The 23180-nt window shown below is 34.3% G+C and carries 20 protein-coding genes and 1 tRNA gene; 3 read left to right on the top strand and 18 right to left on the bottom strand.

Annotation, left to right across the window (positions count from 1 at the left end; genetic code table 11):
• Positions 1 to 80: 80 nt before the first annotated feature.
• The 6 genes from WCG23_10180 to WCG23_10155 all read right to left on the bottom strand — a co-directional run bounded on the left by WCG23_10180 (position 81) and on the right by WCG23_10155 (position 8486).
• A complete protein-coding gene (locus WCG23_10180) occupies positions 81 to 3239 on the bottom strand; it encodes an efflux RND transporter permease subunit (GenBank protein ID MEI8390235.1) in 3159 nt (1052 codons plus the stop codon).
• A 56-nt stretch (positions 3240 to 3295) separates the two neighbouring features.
• The gene (locus tag WCG23_10175; GenBank protein MEI8390234.1) at positions 3296 to 4378 is read right to left on the bottom strand and encodes an efflux RND transporter periplasmic adaptor subunit; all 1083 of its coding nucleotides are present in this window, start codon (positions 4376 to 4378) and stop codon (positions 3296 to 3298) included.
• 14 nt (positions 4379 to 4392) lie between these two features.
• A complete protein-coding gene (locus WCG23_10170) occupies positions 4393 to 5754 on the bottom strand; it encodes a TolC family protein (GenBank protein ID MEI8390233.1) in 1362 nt (453 codons plus the stop codon).
• 20 nt (positions 5755 to 5774) lie between these two features.
• On the bottom strand, positions 5775 to 5918 hold the full coding sequence (locus tag WCG23_10165; GenBank protein MEI8390232.1) for a hypothetical protein: 144 nt from the start codon (positions 5916 to 5918) through the stop codon (positions 5775 to 5777).
• Positions 5915 to 6205 carry a metalloregulator ArsR/SmtB family transcription factor gene (locus tag WCG23_10160; protein MEI8390231.1) on the bottom strand — a complete coding sequence of 97 codons (291 nt, stop codon included), beginning with the start codon at positions 6203 to 6205 and terminating at the stop codon, positions 5915 to 5917. The genes WCG23_10165 and WCG23_10160 overlap by 4 nt, the downstream gene beginning before the upstream one ends.
• Positions 6206 to 6371: 166 nt before the next feature.
• Positions 6372 to 8486 carry an aminotransferase class I/II-fold pyridoxal phosphate-dependent enzyme gene (locus tag WCG23_10155; GenBank protein MEI8390230.1) on the bottom strand — a complete coding sequence of 705 codons (2115 nt, stop codon included), beginning with the start codon at positions 8484 to 8486 and terminating at the stop codon, positions 6372 to 6374.
• Between the two features lie 339 nt (positions 8487 to 8825).
• On the opposite strand from WCG23_10155, the gene WCG23_10150 reads away from it, so the two are divergent.
• Positions 8826 to 10205, top strand: coding sequence for a lipopolysaccharide kinase InaA family protein (locus tag WCG23_10150; protein MEI8390229.1), 1380 nt, complete (start codon positions 8826 to 8828; stop codon positions 10203 to 10205).
• 105 nt (positions 10206 to 10310) lie between these two features.
• Here WCG23_10150 and WCG23_10145 read toward each other — a convergent pair whose 3' ends face one another.
• Positions 10311 to 10421 (bottom strand): hypothetical protein, encoded by a 111-nt coding sequence (locus WCG23_10145; GenBank protein ID MEI8390228.1) that lies wholly within the window; start codon positions 10419 to 10421, stop codon positions 10311 to 10313.
• Between the two features lie 79 nt (positions 10422 to 10500).
• On the opposite strand from WCG23_10145, the gene WCG23_10140 reads away from it, so the two are divergent.
• Together WCG23_10140 and WCG23_10135 are read left to right on the top strand one after the other, a co-directional pair.
• The gene (locus WCG23_10140) at positions 10501 to 12639 is read left to right on the top strand and encodes a Tex family protein (protein ID MEI8390227.1); all 2139 of its coding nucleotides are present in this window, start codon (positions 10501 to 10503) and stop codon (positions 12637 to 12639) included.
• A 92-nt stretch (positions 12640 to 12731) separates the two neighbouring features.
• Positions 12732 to 12803: transfer RNA gene (locus tag WCG23_10135), tRNA-Gln, on the top strand.
• A 130-nt stretch (positions 12804 to 12933) separates the two neighbouring features.
• Here WCG23_10135 and WCG23_10130 read toward each other — a convergent pair.
• From WCG23_10130 to WCG23_10080, 11 genes are all read right to left on the bottom strand, one after another.
• On the bottom strand, positions 12934 to 14631 hold the full coding sequence (locus tag WCG23_10130) for a recombinase family protein (protein ID MEI8390226.1): 1698 nt from the start codon (positions 14629 to 14631) through the stop codon (positions 12934 to 12936).
• Positions 14628 to 15071: a DUF2924 domain-containing protein gene (locus tag WCG23_10125; protein ID MEI8390225.1), complete on the bottom strand. Its 444-nt coding sequence runs from the start codon at positions 15069 to 15071 to the stop codon at positions 14628 to 14630. The genes WCG23_10130 and WCG23_10125 overlap by 4 nt, the downstream gene beginning before the upstream one ends.
• Before the next feature lie 217 nt (positions 15072 to 15288).
• On the bottom strand, positions 15289 to 15735 hold the full coding sequence (locus tag WCG23_10120) for a hypothetical protein (protein ID MEI8390224.1): 447 nt from the start codon (positions 15733 to 15735) through the stop codon (positions 15289 to 15291).
• 78 nt (positions 15736 to 15813) lie between these two features.
• Positions 15814 to 17343, bottom strand: coding sequence for a phage terminase large subunit (gene terL / locus WCG23_10115; protein ID MEI8390223.1), 1530 nt, complete (start codon positions 17341 to 17343; stop codon positions 15814 to 15816).
• Positions 17336 to 17764 (bottom strand): DUF5681 domain-containing protein, encoded by a 429-nt coding sequence (locus tag WCG23_10110; protein MEI8390222.1) that lies wholly within the window; start codon positions 17762 to 17764, stop codon positions 17336 to 17338. Before WCG23_10110 ends, terL begins: the two co-directional genes overlap by 8 nt.
• Positions 17748 to 19070: a DNA methyltransferase gene (locus WCG23_10105; GenBank protein MEI8390221.1), complete on the bottom strand. Its 1323-nt coding sequence runs from the start codon at positions 19068 to 19070 to the stop codon at positions 17748 to 17750. The genes WCG23_10110 and WCG23_10105 overlap by 17 nt, the downstream gene beginning before the upstream one ends.
• A gap of 277 nt (positions 19071 to 19347) precedes the next feature.
• Positions 19348 to 20136, bottom strand: coding sequence for a hypothetical protein (locus WCG23_10100; GenBank protein ID MEI8390220.1), 789 nt, complete (start codon positions 20134 to 20136; stop codon positions 19348 to 19350).
• 77 nt (positions 20137 to 20213) lie between these two features.
• The gene (locus tag WCG23_10095; GenBank protein MEI8390219.1) at positions 20214 to 21278 is read right to left on the bottom strand and encodes a transposase; all 1065 of its coding nucleotides are present in this window, start codon (positions 21276 to 21278) and stop codon (positions 20214 to 20216) included.
• Positions 21279 to 21567: 289 nt separating this feature from the next.
• Positions 21568 to 21792: a hypothetical protein gene (locus WCG23_10090; GenBank protein ID MEI8390218.1), complete on the bottom strand. Its 225-nt coding sequence runs from the start codon at positions 21790 to 21792 to the stop codon at positions 21568 to 21570.
• A gap of 81 nt (positions 21793 to 21873) precedes the next feature.
• Positions 21874 to 22737, bottom strand: a complete 864-nt coding sequence (locus WCG23_10085) for a hypothetical protein (GenBank protein MEI8390217.1) — start codon at positions 22735 to 22737, stop codon at positions 21874 to 21876.
• A gap of 125 nt (positions 22738 to 22862) precedes the next feature.
• Positions 22863 to 23135 carry a hypothetical protein gene (locus WCG23_10080; GenBank protein MEI8390216.1) on the bottom strand — a complete coding sequence of 91 codons (273 nt, stop codon included), beginning with the start codon at positions 23133 to 23135 and terminating at the stop codon, positions 22863 to 22865.
• Positions 23136 to 23180: the final 45 nt, after the last annotated feature.

Below are 23180 nucleotides of genomic sequence, written 5' to 3'. Positions count from 1 at the left end.
ATAAAATTCAATGACAACAAGACTTTAACTTATGCTGCGTAACTCCTGTATTAATTGTGAGAAACGGATTTAAATATAATTTATTTTTCTTTGTCCCTAAAGACTTCGTAGTAAAGAATCGGAACGATAATCAAGGTTAAAATCGTAGCAACAACCGCACCGAACATCATTGCTATAGCAAGACCTTGAAATATAGGGTCAAGTATCATTACAAATGAACCTACAACAACAGCTAAAGCGGTTAATACAATAGGTCTGAATCTTACCGCACCGGCTTTTATGACTGCCTCTTTTAAACTGCTTCCCTCTTGTTGTTCAAGCTGAATAAAATCAACAAGCAGGATTGAATTTCTGACTATAATGCCTGATAGGGCAATAAATCCAATCATCGAAGTTGCGGTGAAGAATGCCCCGAATATCCAATGTCCTGGCAAAATCCCGACTAAAGTTAATGGAATTGGGGCCATTATGATTAATGGAGTTATAAAATTCTTGAACCACGCAACTACAAGCACATAAATCAGAACTAAAACAGCTGCAAAGGCTATTCCCATATCTCTAAAAACCTCAATGGTAATATGCCACTCACCATCCCACTTCATGGAATATTTGTTTTCCAGCCATGGTTGAACTGAATTGTATTGTTTAAGCTTATAACCTTCGGGAAGATTAAGTTTTTCAACTTTCTTTTGCATATCTAATATTGCATAGACAGGGCTTTCGTATTCTTGAGCAACATCACCTATTACATAAGTAACCCTTTTAAGGTTTTTATGATAAATTGTCTTGTCTTCAATTCCCTGCTTTTGTTTGACAAGTTCAGAAAGGGGAATAAAGCTTCCCCTATCAGTTGGAATACTTACCGCTCTTAATGATTCAATATCATCTCTTTGAGCCTGCGGCATTCTTACTAAAATCTCGACAGGTTCTTTTTCGCTGTTCAAGTGAAGCAATCCGACAGAAGTTCCCCCAAGTGCTGTTTGCAGACTTTGAGAAATCACATCTGTGCTTATACCGTTTAAAGCTGCCTTTTCTTTATCAACTTCAAATGTTATCTTAAGCTGGTCATCTTCCACATACCAGTCAACATCAACCACACCTTTGGTGTTATTAAAAATATCCTTAATTTGTTTAGCTGTTTCAACCTGTCTTTTTTCGTCAGGGCCATAAACTTCCGCGACAAGAGTACTTAAAACAGGAGGACCGGGCGGAATTTCCGCAAGTTTTATTTTCGCACCGTATTTATCGGCAATTTTCTTTAATTCAGGCCTGAGTCTTTTTGCGATTGCGTGACTTTGAAGTTTTCTCTTTTCTTTTGGCAGAAAATTTATCTGGATATCAGCTTCATTACTGCCTTGTCTGAGAAAATAATGTCTTACAAGCCCGTTAAAATTATACGGAGCGGAAGTTCCGACATAACTCTGATAATTAACTACTTCAGGAACAGTCTGAATATATTTGCCTAGTTCCTGAGTAACCATAGCTGTTTGCTCAAGCGTTGTTCCCGCAGGCATATCTACAATCAACTGAAGTTCGCTTTTGTTATCAAAAGGAAGCATCTTAAACTGAACAGCTTTTAGTGGAATCAAAAGCATTGAAACCACAAGCAGTCCTATAATAACCGCTATAGCTTTCAGGCGTTTATTTCTGTCTTCTATAAGCGAAGTTATGATTTTTTTATAATAATCTATAAAATTACCGCCCTCTTCTTCGTGGTGTCCTGATGATTTTACATGTTTCAAGACTATATAACTAAGCCACGGACTGACTATAAAAGCCACAAGAAGTGAAAATACCATTGCAGCGGAAGCCCCTACAGGTATCGGACGCATATAAGGACCCATAAGACCTGAAACAAAAGCCATAGGTAAAAGTGACGCAACAACAGTAAAAGTTGCAAGAATTGTAGGATTTCCGACTTCATCGACTGCTTTTACAGCTGTTTCCAGACTTGCGCCTTCTATCTTGAAATGTCTGTGAATATTCTCTACAACGACTATCGCATCATCTACAAGAATCCCTATCGAGAATATAAGCGCAAATAACGTTACCCTGTTCAATGTATATCCAAACAAATAGCTTATTAATAAGGTCAAAGCAAGCGTTACAGGGACTGCAACCGCTACAACAACAGCTTCTCTTTTGCCAAGAGCAAGCGCTATCAATATAATTACAGAAATCGTGGCAATCATCATGTGTTCAAGAAGCTCGTCAGATTTATCTTTTGCAGTTTCACCATAATTCCTTGTTACTGAAACATTTACATTGTGCGGTATAAGCTCGCCTTTTAGCGCTTCCACTTTTTTAATCGCATCTTCGGCTATAACTGTAGCATTAGCTCCTTTTTTCTTAGATAAAGATATTGTAACCGCTTCATTAGAGCCTGTTTTTTTATCCCAATTAAAAACGTAATCTGAAGGCTCTTCTGCTGTATCCTGAATTGTTGCAACATCTTTAAGATAAACAGGAGCGCCATTGAAAGTATTTACGACAAGATTACCCACTTCATCGGAATTATTTAAAAATCCGCCTGTCTGAACAATAAATTCATTGTTTCCTGAGGGGAATTTCCCTGAATCCGCTATAAAATTTGATTTTTGAATAGCCTGCGTAATTTGATACGGGCTTAAATTGTAGCCTTTGAGTTTTACGGGGTCAAAATCCACTTTAACCTGTCTTTTTTGACCGCCTATTACTTTAACTTCAGAAACATCATTACCTTTTTTGAGTTCATCGCCAATTTCTGCGGCGATTCTTCTTAATTCATAACCCGAATAATTTTTATCAGTGCTTGATAAAGTCATAGAAAGAATCGGCACGTCATCAATAGAACGGACTTTAACAAGAGGTTGAGAAAATCCCTGAGGAATCTTGTCATAATTGGACATTAATTTGTTATAAAGCTTAACGATACTGTCTTCCTGATTTTGTCCGACATAAAACCTGACTATAGTCAAATTCATGCCGGGTTTTACGATAGAATAGACATATTCAACGCCTTTTATTTCCCACAGAAGTTTTTCCATCGGCTTAGTAACTTGAGATTCAACTTCATGAGCAGAAAGCCCCGGAGCTTGAACAAACACATCCGCCATAGGGACAATGATTTGCGGTTCTTCTTCTCTTGGAGTAACAACCACCGCAAATATCCCAAGAATTATAGACGCTAAAATTATTAATGGGGTAAGCTTTGACTGTATAAAAGCTTTTGCAATTTTACCTGATATACCGAGATTCATGATTTTTTCCTTTTTTTATTACTCTTCCGGTTTTCGCTCCTCGCAATGACAAATGTTTATTTAACTTCTCCACCGTCAACAGCTTTTTCAAAGCCTTTGATTATAACTTTATCTCCCGAACTCAAGCCGGAGAGGACTTCGACATCATTCCCGAAAGTCTTACCTGTTCTTATCAACCTGTAAGAAATAATGTTTTTTTCATCAACCGTATAAACCCCTGTAAGTTGACCTTTTTGAACAACTGAATTTTGCGGAACGGTAATTGCTTGTATTTTAGCGACAGGGATTTTAATTTTTGCATAACTGCCGGAATTTAAGCCAGAAAATGCAACCTTAATTGTAAAAGTTCTTGTCATCGGGTCAATTCTAGGGATTATAGCAGTAATTTTGCTTTTAACCTCTTTTTTTCCCTCGGACTCAAGATAAACGGGAATACCGATTTTTATTTTATCAATCATACTTTCGTTAATATCAGCAACAAGTTCAAGACTTGAAGGGGCTTCAACAGTTAATAAAGGCTGTCCCGGTGATGCCATACTTCCTAAATCTATGTTTTTTTGAACCACAATCCCCGAAACAGGAGCTGTAACTCTTGAATAACTCTGATAAACTCCGACTTCTCCAAGACCCGCTTTTGCCTGATTCACTCCCTGCATTGCTTTCTGGTATTCAAGTTCGGCAAGTTGCTTTTGAGTAGAAATCTGGTCAAATTCCTGTTTTGTCAGGACATTTTCTTTATAAAGTTTTTCATATCTTTGATATGTTTTATTTGTTAATTGCCTGTTTTGATTTGCTTCTTCTGCACCTTTCATAGCCCCGTTGACTCCTGCTTGAGCCCCCATAGCTTTTTGAGAAGCTTCTCTGTTGTCAATAGTTAACAAAAGCTGTCCCGCTCTAACGTTATCGCCTTCTTTAACTCTCAAAGAAGTAACACGCCCCATTATCATGCTGGAAACCACGCTGGAAATTTTCGATTTGACAGTCGCAGAAGTTTCATAAAAATCATCAACAGAAGACTTATTTATAGTTTTCATCTCTACCCCTGAAATTTGAGGTTTTTCAGGAGCTTTTTCTTTATTAGATGTGCATCCTGCTGTTAATGCAGATAATATTATCAATGAAAGTATTATTTTTTTCATAATTATTTCCTTTTTTACTCAATTCCTAAATCTTTGAACAGAATCCCACTTTCAAAAGAAAGGCTTATTAGTGCAACTTTATAATCGTTAGTGGTTTTAACAACGTCAGCTCTTGCTTTATCAAGGTTAATCTGGGCATCAAGCAAATCAACCATAGGAGACAAAGAACTTTCCCATCTTTTCAAAACAAGCCTTTTGCCTTCTTCGGCAGTTATTAAGGCTGAATTTGCAAGCTCAAGATTTTTTTGCGCTTCTTCTACATTCTGGCAGGCTTCATAAATCTTGTAAGTTATTTGATTTTTAAACCCTTTCAGATATTCCTGTGCTTCCGCAACCCTGTCTTTTGCCTGTAATTTTTTATTTTTAGATTTCAAACCGTCAAAAACTTCCCATTTAACAGCCGCACCTGCAACATAGTTATGCCCTTCCGCCGCAAAAGGAGCCCTGCTGTCATAAAGCTGGTAAGAACCAAATCCTGCGACTGTCGGAAAATAATCAGATTCGGCAAATTTAATCCCGTTTCTGGCGTTTTCAAGTTTTTCCTCAAGTGATTTAACGTCATTTCTTGAAGCTATAGCTGTATTTGCATAATCAATATTTTTTATACTTAATTGAGGAACTACTGAATTTATATCAACAGAAGTTTGTTTTCCCATAAGCAAACCCAGAGATCTTTTGGAAAGACTCAAATTCTTGTTTGCAGAAATAAGCTTCTGCTGCGCCTCTGTTACTGCCGTAGAAGTTCTTAAAACATCGGAATACAGCCCTAATCCTGTTTTAAATCTTACCTGAGCAATTCTCAAGTGTTCTTTTGAGTCAAAAACGGCTTTTTGCGCGACTTTAACATATTCTTGAGCCGTAATCGCAGATAAATAAGTTTTTGACACGTTAAAAGCAACTTCTTCCTGTTTTCTGAAGAAAGCATAAGTCTGCGCTGAATATTCTTTTTTTGCCATATCAACCCCTACAAAAGATTTTCTGTAATAAATCGGCTGCTCTAAAGTTATTGATGTAAGAAAGTTATTTATGGCATCAGGCTTGTTAAATGAACCCGGTGCGTTGTTTAAGTCGCCTGATGTAAACCTTCTCTGATTTATTCTGAGAGCAAAATCAAGTGCAGGATTATTTGTATTTACAAACATTTCTTCAAATTTGACTCTGGGCATCAAATAGCTTTTTGCGATGCCTATTTCTCTTTGTTGCGCGGAGAGAGAATTTCTCAATGCTTTTAATTCGTTATTATTTAATAGAGCGCAGCTGATTGCTTCTTTCATTGATAAGGAGTCAGAAGGTTTTATCTCCTGCTTTAAATCTCCCTGCGCAAATGCAGGATTTATCATTAAGAAAAATATCAGAAATACAAGATATTTACGCATTTTCAACTCCAAATCCTTTCTTAAATCTCTTTTATTGAACGCATCGGACAAAAATTTATACATTTTTTACACTCGACACAAACTTTATTATTTATAACAGGCTGTTTATAAACTTTCTGAGAAATAGCTTTAACAGGACATCTGTTTTTATTAATTATTATCATTCTTTTATCTCCGCTGTTTCAAGTTCCAGAGCTTGGATCATTTTTTCTACATCCTCATTCACTACTTTGTAGCAAATTTCGTTACCATTTCGGTATCCTTCAATGATGTCAGCATTTTTCAATATATTTATATGCTGGGATACATTAGGCTGAGGCATATTTAAATGAGTAACCATCTTTGTTACATTGCACTCTTTTTTCTGAATAAGTCCGCATACAATTTTCAGCCTTATCGGATGTGATAATGCTTTAAATATTTCTGCCATTTCTTCGCACTTGCTTTTCATCTTCACTTCACCTTGTTTATAGCTATATAAGTATATCTTTATATAACTATATTAATATATAATTTTTGAAAAAGATAGTGCTTTTAAAAAAAATCTTAATATTTATACAAGTTTGTTATGCAATAACTTTAATTACAAAATTTCGCAAATCGTACAATAAATCCTGTTAATAACTCAGGTATTTCTGATATGTTTTCAAGGCTTTTTTCATTCCTTCTTTATCAATGCTTAAAACCTGATAATCTACGCCGGAAAAACTTTTAATCTCATTTTTTTGCATACCCAATCTCTGATAATAGTCTATAAGCTGTTTATTCTTTGTCGCTATTTTAAACGCAGAATTCCCTGTTTCAAGGCAAAGGGCTAACCGCCTCATTAAGATAGCCGTGCCTGCGCCTTTAATTTTAGGTGTCTCTCCTTGATTCCAGGGAGCTGTATTTAGACCCCTGCCCCATAAACAGCCATCGTTTTGAGCCTCAACGTTACCTATAGCTTGAAGTTCTCCATTAGCCCATACAGTTACATAAGTTGCATCCTCATAAAATTTTCCATTTTTGTATGCCTCTAATATTTCTGCATTCGGGTTATGTTTTTTAGCATACGGAATCCATGTATTTTTAATGCAATCTTTTATATTTTCATAATAGCTTGGATTGCTGTATGGAGATATTTCCCTAATTTCACCTAAACAAGGCTTAACAGAGCTTGAATCGTGCAAATACACTTTTTGCAATGGTTTAAGTATATTAACAGGAAGACTTTCAATACTATTTTTATCAGGCAAAAATCTTTGCAAATTAGCAGACTTGCCGTTCAATCTCTCTTTAAGCGTTTCATGTTTTTCAAATAGTATTTCTTTATAATTTTCAAGATCTCTTACCGCTTTTGGAATTATATTTATATCTCCTTTTGCAATTTTTTGAATTTCTTCCTGCTCTTCTTTTGGCAAATCTTTTTTCTTTTTATCAAACCTGATTCCGGCTTTTTCAATATTATCAAAAGCTTTGTTAATATCCTCGGTATTTGCTGACATAACAAACCTTACAAACCCTTCGCCTTTTTCACCAAAAACAGTTCCCGGAGTAATCGCAACATGAGCTTTATGCAGAACATATTTGTAAAATTCATCTGACGAAAAGCCTCCCGGCACTTTTACCCATAAATAATAAGTTCCTTTCGTGGGTTGTGCATCGCTGCCAAGTTTTTTAAGCCGTTCTATTGCTATATTTTTCCTGTTTCTGTGTTCCTGATTAACTTTTTCAATATAGCCTTCTTTATCTTCCAAAGCAGCGGTTGCAGCGGCTTGAATAGCCGTATAAACGCTGTTATTTGAAAGCAATTTTGCTTTATAGGTATTATCAATAAATTCTTTGTTGCTGACAACAAAACCAACTCTCAAACCGGGCATATTATGAGCTTTGCTCAAAGTATGCACCTCGAAAGCTACGTCTTTTGCTCCTTCTGCCTGAAGTATACCAATCGGTTTATCTCCATGATGAGTGATTTCGCTATTATCAAAATCATGAATTATAAATATATTATTATCTTTGGCAAATTTTACGGCTTTTTCATAAAATTCAAGAGAAGCAAAACTTCCAGTAGGATTATGCGGATAATTAATAATCATACACTTTACACCCTTAATATCTGCTTTCTTGATTTTATCAAAATCAGGGAGATAACCATTTTTAGGGTCTAAATTCATTGATACTTTTTTAAGATCGTGTCTGGCTACAAGATCATCATACAAGGCATAACCCGGGTTAGGTACTAAAATCTTATCCCCTCTTTCGGTATAAGCCGAAAGAATAGTAGAAATGCCGTTTGAATTGCCGGAAGTAAGCATCACTTCTGTATTCGGATTTATTTCAAGGTCAAATCGTTTCTTTAACCACGAAGCAACACCTTCCCTGAAAGAGCCTTCTCCTTTTGGATAATTATATCTGTGACTCCATAGGTCATGGGATGATTTTCTCAGTGCATCCGTTGCACCTTGAGGCGGAATTATATCAGGATTGCCCATTGCAAGCTCAATCATTGCCTGATCTCCATATAAAGTCCGCGCCTTATTAATTTCGTTTATATACTCAGCTATTGCGTAATTTGATTTATTCAGTCGACGAGAAGGTTCAACGGTATATCCGTAAAACGAAATTGAATTTTTATTAAAATTAAACTCATGAGCTTTAATAATATTTTCAGGTTCAATCGGTTTTTTTGTCATCCCGATTCTATATAGATTTGGACTGTTATTTTTAAATCGATTACTAATTACTTGCACTTTTTGAGCGTTCCTTATCTTTAGTAAGTTTGTTACTTGTTTAAAGATGGTGAACTTTTAAAGTTGCCTCACAATACATAAAAAAAAATAAGTTTTCCCCAAGTTCATCTCAGTAACTAACAAATCCGCATTTACATTTCTTAATATGTTTAAGACCCCCAAATAAAATATTAAGAAATGCAAATTAATTAGTTTAAAAAGGCAATTTGAAAAAATCACCATCATTATAAAAGTAATAAATTGTTTAATGAAAAATTAAGGACTAAAAAATGCAAGTAGCAATCATCAGGGCTTTGGTAAATTTATATTGTATAAATAAACCTTATAGAAACAACTAAAATGCATATTACTAATCATTATTTAAAAATAAATACTCAACTTATACTGCAAAACAGCAGGCAAAACATACTTAATAAGTCATTAACAAAGGATGTGCTGTGTTTTACAGGTAATTCATTGCAAATAGGCCAATGTCCTAATGACTTGCAAAATATTGATTTTTCTAAATTAAATACAAAGAGCGATGGTGTTATAGGCGTTAACGAGATTGGTTATCTTGCAGAAATATTAAAATATTCACCGGTAAAAAGTAGAAATATTTATGCCATTAAACGTGTTTGGGCACCTGAAAAAGCAAAACATCAAACAGCCAACCCTATAGAACAATTAAAAACTGAAGCTCAAGTATATGAAAAAATAAAAGGCTTTAAAAATATACCTGAATTTTATTTCTATAACGGAGACTTTGGGAAAAGTACTAAAGCTCAATTAAATAATTATCTGGTTATGGGCTGGGTTGACGGTAAGCAAGCTTCATCTAAAGGTATTTTTTATGACCATGCTTTGATTACGAACAAAAAAATTAGCAAAATATTTAATTTAATAGAAAAATTTGACGAAGTTGGAGTTATTCATAATGACTTATGGGCAGGAAATATTTTGTTTTCTAAAAATAATGTTAATATTATTGATTTTAACAGGTCATATTTAGTTAACCCTTTAACCACAAAAGAAAACAATTTGATTGTATTCAAGGAGAGATTTCTAAACAGATATTTTTCGGATTTATTTCATAGAAAAGGAGAGCAGGCGTTTCTTGACAGCTATCAGAAGAGCTTGCATTTGGAAGTTGATTATTATAAAAATAAAACAAAATTCTACAAAAAAAATAATAGCATTGAAAATACAAAATTATGTTTTGAAAAAATTAACGAGTTAAAAAATATATTAAAAAATCCTGACTTGTTGAAACAAAAAGCAATAAAAACAGTTTTTGATACAGATAATAGATGTGCGGATATATATGCAAAATATTTCGAATTTGACAACTATGAAGCTGATTTTCACTATAAAAAAGCACTTAATGTCCTAAAAAAATACCCGGAAATATTGGGTACTGATAAAATTAATGTACTTGAATCAAATATTAAATTAACTTCAAATTTAAAAAGATTTATTGAATCAAACTCAAATTCTGACAATCTTAGTAATATAGAAAATATTGATAAGTCTCTTTTATTGCTGAATAAAAACGTCTATTCTAAAACGGAGAGAAAAAAGCTTTATTACATTAAATATTTGCAGTTTTGTGAATTACATAAAAAATTGGAGTCTGGAGAAAATATAAATAATCTGAAAGAAACTTATAAAGATTTGCTGGTAGTAAGAACCCTTAAAAAACATTTTAGTAAGTTCTTAAAGAACCAGGATGGGCATTAACGAATCAGATATTTCCTCTGCTAAAACTTGAATTACAAACGTTTAGAATTTAATCTTCTAATTCCATTTTTTAAAAATTTATTCTTAAGTCTTTAGCCGGAAGCGTTAAAGATTAATAAATGACGGTGCTATTATTAGCCTGTCAACAATAACACTTGTTAACTTCTCATTGTAAAGAATACTGTTCCATTTGCCAAATTCAAGATTTGTTGTGATAATTAAACTTCTTCTTTCATAATATTCAGAAATTACTTGAAACAGGAATATAGAAAAAAATTAAGAACTGGAGAAAACCTTGGATATAAACAAAATAATTGCTCAAGAACTTGGAATAAAAGAAACTTCAGTCAATCATACAATAGAATTGTTCAATAATGATGCCACAATTCCTTTTATAGCAAGGTATAGAAAGGAAAAAACAGGCGGACTGGATGAAACACAAATAAAAAACATAAAAGAACGCTTCGAATATTATACCGAATTAAAAAAAAGAAAAGAAACAATTATTAAAACCATCAAAGAACAGGGCAAGTTAACTCCTGAGCTCGAAACAGAAATTTTATCCTGCACTGAAAAACAAAAACTGGAAGATCTTTATCTTCCGTACAAACAAAAAAAGAGAACTAAAGCGACTATTGCAAAAGAAAAAGGACTAGAACCATTAGCAGACTTGATCTTTGCTCAATTACCGACAAAAACTTCCCGAGAAGAAATTTTATTAAAATACATAAATCCGGAAAAAGGTGTCAAAAAGCAGGAAGAGGCTTTATCCGGAGCTCTTGATATTGTTGCGGAAAAAATTTCAGACAGGGCTGATATCAGAAGCAGTATCAGAAATATAGCTTATCAACAGGGACTTGTTGTTTCTAAAGTCAAAAAAGAATTTAAAGAGCAAAAAACTAAGTTTGAAACTTATTATGATTTTTCTGAACCTGTCAAAAAATCGCCTTCTCATAGAATTCTTGCAATGCAAAGAGGCGAAAAAGAAGGCGTTTTAAGTTGGAAACTGGAAGTAAACGAAGAAAATGCCCTTGATATTATTGACGATAAAATTATTAAAAATGACGATTTTATTTTTTATGATGACCTTTTAAATGCAATAGAAGACAGCTTTAAACGCCTTATATTCCCTTCTGTAGAAACAGAAGTGCTAAATTTAAAAATAGAAGAGGCAGAAAAAGAAGCAATCAATGTGTTCTCTAAAAATCTCAAAAATCTGCTTTTATCCCCTCCTGCAGGTGATAAAATGATTTTAGCGTTAGATCCCGGCTTTAGAACAGGATGTAAAGTTGCAGTTATAGACAAAAACGGTAATTTTGCAGAGTATAAAGCCATATTTCCGAATGAACCCCACAACAAAAAAGCGGAATCCGAAGCCTTACTCCTTAATTTTATAAAAAAATACAATGTAGAGCTTATATCTATTGGTAACGGCACAGCTTCAAAAGAAACAAGTTCTTTTGTAAGTGAGGTTATCAAAAAAAATAATCTCAATGTTAAATCTATAATCGTGAGCGAAGCAGGGGCTTCTGTCTATTCGGCTTCTGATGTGGCGATTAAAGAATTTCCTGAACTTGATGTAACCGTAAGAGGCGCAATAAGCATAGGAAGACGGCTTCAAGACCCGCTTGCCGAGCTTGTTAAAATAGACCCTAAATCAATAGGTGTCGGGCAATATCAGCATGACGTTAATCAGGTTCAGCTTAATAAAGCACTTGATTTAACGGTTGAATCAGCCGTAAACTTTGTCGGTGTCGAATTAAATACAGCATCAGCAGAGTTATTATCACATGTTTCCGGAATTGGAAACGTGATTGCCTTAAATATAGTCAAATTCAGGAAAGAAAACGGTAATTTTAAAAACAGAAAGCAGTTATTAAAAGTAACAAAACTTGGAAATAAAGCTTATGAACAATGTGCAGGGTTTTTGAGGATAAGAAACTGCGAAAATCCGCTTGACAATTCTGCAATTCACCCTGAAAGCTATCATATAGTGGAAAAAATGTCGAAAGATCTGGGAATTAAAACAGAAAACTTAATCGGAAATGATGAAGAAATTTCCAAAATTAAAATTTCTCAATATGTTACGGAAGAAATAGGGCTTTTGACCTTGCAGGATATTATTAGCGAACTTAAAAAGCCGGGACTTGACCCGAGAAAAGAATTTTCAAGTCTTGAGTTCAGCTCTGAAATCAACAAGATTGATGATCTGGAAATTGGCATGGAGCTTGAAGGAGCTGTTACAAATGTTACGAACTTCGGAGCATTTGTTGATCTAGGAGTTCACCAAGACGGGCTCATTCATATTTCAAAGCTCAGTAATAAATTCATATCCAACCCTCATGATGTGATTTCGGTAGGCGAAACGCTAAAAGTCAGGGTTGTTTCCATTGACAAGCAACTTAAAAGGATTTCTCTCGAAAAAGTTTTTTAAACTGCTCAAATAACTACGAAAAAAAGCCCAATCATATAATGTAACAGTTATTTTGAAAAAAAAGATATTTCAATTATAATAAAAGATATTGTTGGGGCGTCGCCAAGTGGTAAGGCTGCGGGTTCTGGTCCCGCCATTCGGAGGTTCGAATCCTTTCGCCCCAGTATCTTAGTCCATAGAAAGAGAACAAGTTTCTTTTTATTACAAAAAACCCCGCTGTTAGCGGGATTTTTTGTTGCGATTTCGATAAAGAGAATTGAGTTGGGAGAGGTTGTTGCTGATTTTATGGAGAATTTAAGCAAAATTCTCTGTCTGCATTTTTCGTGGTGACTTTTCAAATTGCAATATCCTTCTTTGTTCCTCCCAATCTAAAGTTCTGATTTTGAATAATTTTCCTACTGTCAAATCCCTTGGCTGAGTTCCGTTTAAAATTCTATCAACAATATCAGCGGCAAGAAATCTTAGTTCAAGAATATTATTTATGTAGGTTTTGCTCCCAAGCTTTTCTATTTTTTGTATATCAATACTGCTTTTAGCTTCTCCTGTTAGTAAAAGGTCGTTCCAATAATAACTTTTGGCTATTGCTTTTATTAATTGAGGATTAATATTAATTTCTGTTTTTTTAGAATCTGAGATTATTAAAACACTTCCTTTATTAGCTGTTGCCGATATGCGAATTTGCTGAGTTATAAATATCGGTTCTTTTGTTTCTTCCTTTAATTCTTCAGGGAAAGGTTTATCATAAGTTATGGATTCTAATGCTTTTAACAGTTGTTCTTTACAGAGAATAATTTCAACTTTTTCTTTGTATAAAACTACTTTTGATAGTATTGTCCGAATAAAATTATTTTTTAATTCAAGTTTTGAAACTTTTGATAATATTATTTTTTGCTTGTGTATATCAAAGTCCAAAATATAGTGCTGAATATTTTTAGGATTAGAAAGAAAAGTTTTTATTTCTTCTGCAACAACGGTTTCAATTTCTCCGGCAGGGATTTTTGAAACTGAACCGGCTTCTTGTTTTCTGGATTGAATAATAGCCTGACTGACATAGTATCTGTATCTTTTGCCTTTTTTATTGCTGTGGCTTGGGCTCATGTAGTTATCTTTGTCATCAAAAATTTTGCCTGCCAGCAGTGAAGGATTTGTGGAGTTTATTGAACTTTTTTGCCTGATTCTGTTTTTTGATAAGAGTTCCTGAGTTTTTCGAAAAGTATATTTATCAATAATTCCATCATGCTCGCCGTTATAAATATTATCTTTGTGCGTTATTAAACCGATGTATGTTTTGTTTTGCAGAATATGATACAAATTACCTTTACTGAAATATTTCTCTGTTCTGGTTTCAATATTATTTTCTTCAAGATATTTTTTTAACTCCGGTACGCTTTTTAATTCAAGATATTTTTCAAAAATTATTTCAACAGTCGGCAAGTATTTTTTGTCAGGAACGAGTTTTTTATCTTTTATTTCATAACCGATGGGAGATTTTCCGCTCATCCAGAGACCTTTTTTCTTTGAAGCGGCTATTTTGTCTCTTGTTCTTTCGCCTGAAACTTCTCTTTCAAATTGGGCGAAAGATAGAAGAATATTGAGAGTCAACCTTCCCATGCTGGTTGTAGTATTGAACTGCTGGGTAATTGAAACAAATGAAACTGATTTTTTATCAAATAATTCAACAATTTTAGAAAAATCCATTAATGAGCGGGTAAGCCTGTCTATCTTGTAAACTACAACTGTATCAATTTCGCCTGTTTCAATATCTTTAAAAAGTTCTTTAAGTGCGGGTCTTTCCAAAGTTCCACCCGAAATACCACCGTCGTTATACTGCTTATCAACAAGAACCCAGCCTTCGTGCTGCTGGGATTTAATATATGATTCGCAGGCTTCTCTTTGTGCATCAAGGGAGTTAAAATCCTGTTCCAAGCCTTCTTCTGAGGATTTTCTTGTGTAAATTGCACAGCGAATAGTTTTTTTCTTTATTTCTTTCATTTTTTTACTCCGAAGAAAACTTTACCGTTCCATCTTGTGCCTGTTATTTCATTTGCTATGGCTGAAAGGCTTTTATATGGCTTATCTTTGTATTTAAAACCTTTATCAATAGAAATTACTTCGTGTTTCTCCCCTTTATATTCTCTTATGAGCTTTGTTCCTGCTTTTATTTCCAAAACAGAACTTTGTTTACAGGATTCTTTAATATCATTTTCATTAACTTCCTGCTTTTTAGCAAATTTCTCTGCAAGTTTATCAAGCTGTTTTTTAGTTTGAGAAGAATAACCGCCTTTTTCTTTTGCATTAAGCTCCCATAAAATATGTTTTATCAGGAATTCTTTTCTTGCATGCTGCGGAGAATTTGTTTTGAAAATTTTCTTCCATTTTTTGATCAATTCTTCTCTTGATAAGCATTGTAACTCTTCTATCGTTTCCGTCACAGCTGTTGTCCTTTCTATACTTAATTGACAACAGCATTCATCACTCTTTCGCTCACTAAAATCAAGTGTTTGCCATATTTAAATTTCTCCGTTGACAATACATTGAAGCATAGTCTTTGAATAAATTTTAGTCATAAAAAACTCCTTATACCTGCTAATCGTAATGATGTTAGCGGGCATAAGGAGTTCTGTGGCAATATGTGTCGATATGTTAATCCTACATTCTATCTAAACTAAGAACCGGTCCTGAATTTTCTATCCGGAAAGCAGACATTTTCAGTATTAAAAACTCCACTTTCGGCTCCATTTTTTGACTTATCCACTCAAGCATACATTGCAGTCTTTCATCAATATCTGTCAGCACCCAAATTGCTAATGACGCGTCGTTAAAAGCTACAGTATCAAGAAATTTTTTGAGATCATCGTTGGTGATTTCTTTATCAAGATTTATACTCACCACCAATAAGTCAAGAGAACCCCTTATTTTTCCGTAAATATCAGGTCGTATAAACTCAGGGACGTCATCAAGATATTTAGGTTCTTTGATTTCAGAATGAATGAGTTCTTCTAACCTGTAAATGTTTTTTAAAAGCCAATTTCTAGCATCCTCATGGCTCTTAAAGCATCTACAGGGGTTAAATTCGCGAATTGTAATTTCTTTCATAATTTGCCTCCTTTTTGAACTTTTTGTAAATGTAACCTGTAAATTTTTGATTTTTTCACATTTTTAACCTCCAATTTGCTACATTAAATCCCAGTCAGGTGCCGTGTAATAACCTTCGAAAAGCCTGTCTGTTGCAGTTTTGGATCTGGGGCGAGAAAGATATTCAAATTCAGAGGATCCGTATACTTTCTCGTTTAGTGCTTGGCTTAGAGCGTCGCACTGGTCATCATGTTTTGATTTCGGGAATCTCAAGATTTCCTGCTCAAAATCAAGCCACCAATTTGGCTTGTCGTCAGGAAACAGGCAGTTGCCATTCTCTATTAAGTTTGAAACGGAAATCAGTCTGGTTTCCTTGTCATATTCCGGCTTGATGCCTTTCGGGTAAATCTTGAAATCCTGCTTTAGTGTTTGAATCAGGCTTGTGCCGGAAGCCTGATCTTCAATCAAAACCTCTATTCTGTGCTTATACTTCTCTTTTGCATCGTTATGCATTTGTGCAATTTTTTTGATCAGGAAAGGGAACTCCAGCTTTTCCCTGTAAACATCCAGCACATAATTCCTGTCTTTTTCATCCCTAAGTATAGTTATACAGACTGAATAATCATTATGCTGAGCAATTTTATTAGCTGTATCCCAGGATTGAATAATGCATTTAACCTTGATTTCTTCACGTTCAATAGCATTAAACAGCTCATTTATGCTGTAATACTGAAGCCATTTCTTTTTAATTACACCTCCTTCGCGTGGTGCAGGGTTTTGCTGGTACTGCCCGGCGAAGTTATACTCGCCCATATATTCTTTTGCCTGATATAATTTCGCTAAATCTTCCCTTTCAGGATGCAGCGGGTCGTTTTGCTTTCTGTAAAATCTTTTCTCTAAGCCGGTAATTCTGTCTATAGCCATCCAGCATTCATCAACTTCAGCGATAGCAGAGATTTTAATATGTCTAAAATTCGGGTCTGTTTCCAGCAGGTAACCTGTGAGGTCTTCTTCGTGAAGTCTTTGCATAACAACAATTATTTTCCCGTCTTTCTTGTTATTAAGCCTTGAGTACAAAGTATTTCCGTACCAATCATTTGTTTTATCCCGTAATAAATCCGAGTATGCATCCATCGGTTTCATCGGGTCATCGATAATAATGTAATCTGCACCTCTTCCTGTAAGTGTTCCGTTAATTGAAGTTGCATACCGGCACCCGCCTTTTATTGTTTCAAAGTCATTTACGGATTTCTTTGATAATTTTGTATCAGGAAAAAGTTCTTGGTACCAACCGCTTTCCATAACTTTTTTGCAATCAAGCGCAAGTTTTGAAGCGAGTTCATCGGCGTAGCTGACAACAATAACGGAAGCTTTGGGATTATGCCCTAAGATAAATGCCGGAAATGCGATGGAGCAGATTATTGATTTCATATACCGTGGCGGAATGTTAATTATCAGGCGGTTTTCTCGGTTTTCCAGCAGATCCATAAGTTCATGGCAAATTACTTCAATATGCCAGTTGTCAAGATATTGAGCATTCGGGGAAACTTCTTTAAAAACCTTTTCTACAAAGGATTTAAAGTTAATTCGAAGGATGGAATTTAATAAAGCTTTATTATCATTAATCATTGTTGTTTACCTCTTCTGTTCCGTCAAAATCAGAAATATTTTTTAAATAATTTGTGATTATGTCCCGGTCATCTTGGCTAATGGATGCCAGAATCTTGTTTTTATCTTCTTCTTTCGCATCAGCCATCAACATATGTGGCAATAGCGAATTTATGGCTTTTACATCTCCTTTAACAGCTTTATTTACAAGCTGCATAATCATTGCCAGTTTTTTGGGGATTCTTAAATCCCTGCCGTTTTCTTTTATGCTGATTTTTTGCACTAAAACTTCGTTTAACATTGCATAAGTGTTTTTGCTGTCTTTGGGCCTGCCTTTTTTATTACCGGACTCCCCGGGTTTGAATTGTGAATCTTTTGGAGGTTTCTTGTAACCAACTTCGTAATTGTCGGAATTTTCTGAATTTTTAGTTTTCTTTGGCATTTTGTTTTTCCTCCGATAATTCCCTGTAAGTTTTGCCTGAAGATAAATTTAGGGCAGAAGAACCGGTTAAGCTTTCCCATCGGCGGATTGTTGTGTCAATGTAGAGAGCTTCAAGTTCTATGCCGTAGCAAACTCTGCCGGATTTTTCCGCCGCTATTAAAGTTGTACCTGAACCTAAAAAGGCATCCAGTACAATATCATTCCGGGCTGTAACATCTAAAATAGCGTCTTTGACCATTTCAACGGGTTTGACGGTCGGGTGAAATTTAAGATTGTTTTTGTCTCTGCCGAAAGAATTTGCCCCGGGATAATCCCAGACATTTGTCCTGTATCTGCCGTGCGAGCCAAGTTCAACATTATTTATGTGAGATTGTTTGCCATTTTTAAAGATAAAAATCAGCTCATGCTTTGACCTGTATAAAGATCCCATTCCGCCGTTGTCTTTATTCCAAACGCAGAGGTTCTTAAATTCATCATAAATACTTCCGGCATTAATTATTTCTTTAATGTGCCGCCAGTCCATACAGATATAGTGCAGAGAACCGTCTTTTGAGAATTCTTTCAGCAGGTTGAAACTTCCGGACAGAAAATTTTGGAATTCTTCTTCTGACATCTCTCCTGATGCCATGTAAAATTCTTTATGTTTGATTTTACCTAATCCGCAGACATGTCCGTCGACTTTGACGTTATACGGCGGGTCTGTAAAAATCATATTCGCTTTTTCGCTACCAAAAAGCTTAGTATAAGTTTCTTTTTCTAAAGAATTGCCGCAGATTATCATGTGTTTGCCTAATTGCCAGATGTCGCCCGGCTGAGAAACTATTTCATTTGCAGAGATAAACGGAACGGCATTGGCTTTTTCATCAAGCTTAACTTCTTTGCGGGTGAGTGTATCATCAAGCATAACGTCAATATCAGCAGTATCAAAACCTGTTATGTCCAGATTAAAATCAAGTTCAAGATGGCTTAAGTCTTCAAACTCGATTTTTAACAGGTCAAAATCCCATTCACCGTTTTCGGTCAACTTATTATCAGCTATTCTATAAGCTTTTTTCTGAGCATCGGAAAGATGCGAGAGTTTAATCACAGGAATTTGCTGCATGTTCAGGTGATTGGCAGCCAATAATCTTCCGTGCCCTGCGATAATCACGTTGTTTTCATCAATCAGAATGGGATTGTTGAACCTGAACTCAGAAATGGAATTCACTATCTGCTGAATTTGCTTGTTTTTGTGAATTTTGGGATTTGACTTGTAAGGTTTGATTTCTGAAGCGTTGACGTATTCTACAACCAAGTTGGTATTCATAAACTTCTGCCTCCTGATTCTTACGGAACTGAACTCATTTTTTATTTCTGAATATTTCTATTATGAGCGATTTTACATCCAAAATCATGTGGATAACCACACAGTATAGGTCATATTCATAGACTTATACCTCATGGTTATTGCAGAAACACAACTCTGGCTTTTCACTTTCTTATATTTAAGAATAGCAAATTTTAAGCCCCAAGTTATGTGGATAACCACACAGTTTGGGGCTTAAACAGAAATAATTTATCTTTAAAAACTTAAATACGGGTCATTAAAGTTGAATATTTTGGGCTAAAGCTATTAACAAATGCCGTTTAGTATTTTTAGGTTCAATAAAATCCAAATCAAACTTGCGGCGAATCTTTGCACATATTTCCTCTATGCCTCTTTTACTGTACTTCATCCTTTGTGCCAATTCTTTATTTGATAAAAATTTATTTTTCTTCAGGTACCTTAAAAGAGTTTTTTCTTCTTCTCTCAGTTTTATTTCGCCTTTTGCATATTCTTTTAACTTCTTTACAACTTGGCTTTCAGTGTATTTTTGTGAGAATTCCAAATCTTCATTAGAAATATCGTCAAAATTTATGAATTTCGGCTCATTTTTTATTATTTGATCTTTCCGGCTGCTTAAAATTTCCAAATATTTTACAACTTGCTCATATGTGACATTGCCAAAGAGTTTCAAGCTGTCTTCCAGAATATCTGTAAAGCTGAGACTTGATTTGCCGGATAAAGAATACAATTTGACCAATTCTGATATTTCCAGCTCCGCGATTATTTCTATATCAATATTTCGCTCAGCTAATTCTTTTTGAACAGCTTCAATAATTTTATATATTTTATCAATTGAATCGGTTATCCTTTGAAAATTTTTAGTCAACTCATAGCCGGCTGCAAGATTTTTATTAACCTCGTTAAAAGCCTGAAATTGATTTAAGCTACTCGGATTAAAAATATTATTAAGCTTTGGCAGCCAATCAAAAACACTTACAGCCTTTCTAAATTCTACGAACGGCTGCATTGCTTTTTGTATTTCATTATTTTCTTTATCTTTGTCCATATACTTAAAATCGGCTTTTTTATTAACTTCTTGAACAAATTTTATAATATTTTTTTGAAATATGAATTTTCAGAAATTTAGCAAAAACCCAAATTGCCTAAACGGTCAGCAGAGTCGTGAGTTGAATATATAAAATCCTGTATAATTCTTTTCGTTTTTCCGATAGACGTTTTAACCTGCTGCCCAATTGCAGTAAGGAAGCCATAAACAACACAAATTAAACCTATTCTGTTTGTCAATTTTCGCCAAGACCTGACAAGCATTTTTTCAAGTCCCAGCTTTTGTTTAGCTTCTCTGTGAAATACTTCAACGCCCCACCTGTCTAAGTATCCCTGTTTCAAATCTGCATCTGTAATGTCAAGGTCATTTGTTACAATATAATATTCCTCGTCTTGGTGCCAAAACTTAAGTACTTTTACATTTTTTTTAATGCCTTTAATAGTACAGGTTATACTTTCTCCATTTTTTAAGTCTAATTCACCTAATATTCGCTTTTCTCCATTGATGTATACGATTTTATTGCTTTTTAATCTTGTGATAAAGATATATTTATTCTCCATTAACCAGTTAAGGTTGAACATTGAGGCAAATCCATTATCGAAAAACGCTCTCTTTACAGGTATCCCATTCATTCCGTAATATTGAAAAAGCTCTATAAATTGATTTGTTTTTTTCTTGTAATCCTGAGGTTCTGTGACCTTTGCACTAGCCCAAAGCTTGAATTCTAGAGGAATGTATTTAGTTCCGTTACTAAGATACAGCCCCACTATCTCATTATTAGGAACATTTTTAAGCTCTGATATATTCACAAAGCCAGTTTTAGTTATTCGATTCTCTGCATATTTTTGTTTTATAGGGGTTGCATCCAATAATAAATAAAAATCTTTAGGATTATCATCTGCTATAACGGCTTTTGCTTGTGTATAGGATAACTTTCTCCAATTAATAGTTTGTTCTAAGAAATAATATAACTGTGATAATTCCTTTTCTTCTGTTTTTTCATTGATTTCAAGTGTTGAAAAGTTCTTGTTCTCTAGAATTAAGCCAGATATATACTTCTCAAAAGTTTTTTTGTTATTCTCTCCATCTATTAATGACAATAATGGTTTTAAATACTTTTCGCTTGCATATTGAATATTCATAAGAAATTCACCGATTTTTTACATATTAATATTATGCACTATCTGGTTTTGAATTTCTTTTCAGTTTTCTTAAATTTCTGGAATTTTTGTTCAACAAAATTAACTATAAGTCCAGCAATTTTAAAAAATAAGAGAAACTAAGTTTCAACACTCAAATTCTCCTATATACATGTTATAGTGTATATAGGAGAATTTGTCGCTATGTGTCTGAATTTTAGAAACAATCTCTATAGTTCATCGTTACCTCAAGTTTTTCTCAACTTGTTGCTTAAATTTCCGAAAATGTTATTTAGCGCATCCTGATTTTAAAATCAGGCAGACACGCTAAAACAGCACTTATTAAATTATTTTTAATTTTTCCTAATATTCCGGGTTTTGAAACATTTTTACTTGCTGTCTGACCAAAACCTCCTGCTTTTAAAGCTAAACTCCCGACAGCGTCAGCAAATTTTCCTTTAAAAGCCACTTGTTTACCTACAGGAGGCTGTAATTTAACGGATTGTTGAATTGACATTGATATTTTTACTTCCTTTCCGAGCAAAGCTCGATGTAATATTAAATAAACTGAAGATTTTACAATCTTGTTAAAGTAATTTTATGGTTTTATTTTTTTTGCAGTTTTTACAAGAGTTTTCCAAGCCGCTTCAATAGCCGGTTTAGCCTCTTCGCCGAGTTCTTTCATTGCTTGTTTCCTTGTTTCTATAAATTTTTGAGCTGCTTCGAATAGTTTTTCTGCTTTTGGACTTGTCGGAACATTCTTTTTAACAAAAACTTTTTCTATATCACCTACATAAGGATTTCCTTTATGATCAAGCATAATTACATTTCCTGTTGTTATTGTTACAGGAGGTTTATTTGCGGCTATAGTTTCTAAAGTATGTACTTCTGTACCATTTGGCATTACAAGAACGCCACCTTTAGCTTTTTTAACAACATCGATTGGAGGATCACCAGGTTTCATAGGTGTTTCTCTTAAATATTTACCGGTATCTTTTCTAATATAAGTATCATGCATAATATCATAATCCCCGACTGCTCTGTCAGGAACTGTGGATAATCCTTTGGCTTTAGCTTCTTCCAGAACTTTGGGGTTTGAAACATATTCAAGTGGCTGTTCTCCGTAATTCATAACTATTTGACCTGGTTTATAAGAATGATTCGCCCCGGCTTGACTCCATACATCAGGAACTTCACCCGTTGTTGTTGCTAAAGTAAAATTAGCAGGATTTGGCTTGCTTTCGATCGGAACAGCTCTATTTAATATTTCGCTGCCCGGCTGAATTTTTAATGTTTTTGCTTGTACCAAATCTTGACCACATACATGCCCGGTGCTTACTGCAACTTTTTCTGCATTCGTTATGGCTTGTTGAGTAGCAGTCGCTACTGCAACTTCATTTTTTTTGTTACCTTGACCGGTGAAACTTGGGATTTGACTTAAATGTTTACCAATTTTTTCCATAATTTTTCTCCTTCATAATAATCTTTAAAATAATTTTTTACTGATATTTGTTTTATAAATTACTCTATTTGTAATTTATCGTCTTTTTTTAGCAAATCTTTAAACACCTTCTTTCTTTTTTTATATTATTTACTGTATTCTTTAATCAATTTTTCAATTTTTCTGGTTCTGTCATCAAATATGTTCAAAGCGTCTGCTTTATCCGGTTCAGAAATGAATGCTGTTTGAATTCCGTTTTTTGCAGCTTGTTTAACAACATTCCAATTCATAAATGAATCGTGTCCTGTTAATAAAAATTGCATATATTCTTTTGAAATATTTGTCCCGCAAATAGTATCGTTATCAGTACATATAGTTATAGGGATTTCATTTTTTATAAATTCCTGAATATATATCATGCCCCGATGTCCAGTCAGAATTTTTTTAAGTTACTATCCTATGCA

The sequence above is a fragment of the bacterium genome (assembly GCA_037147175.1).
In the GTDB taxonomy this organism is placed as follows: domain Bacteria; phylum Cyanobacteriota; class Vampirovibrionia; order Gastranaerophilales; family UBA9971; genus UBA9971.
Note: the sequence above shows the minus strand (reverse complement) of the source record. Positions and strands in the feature narration are given on the sequence as shown.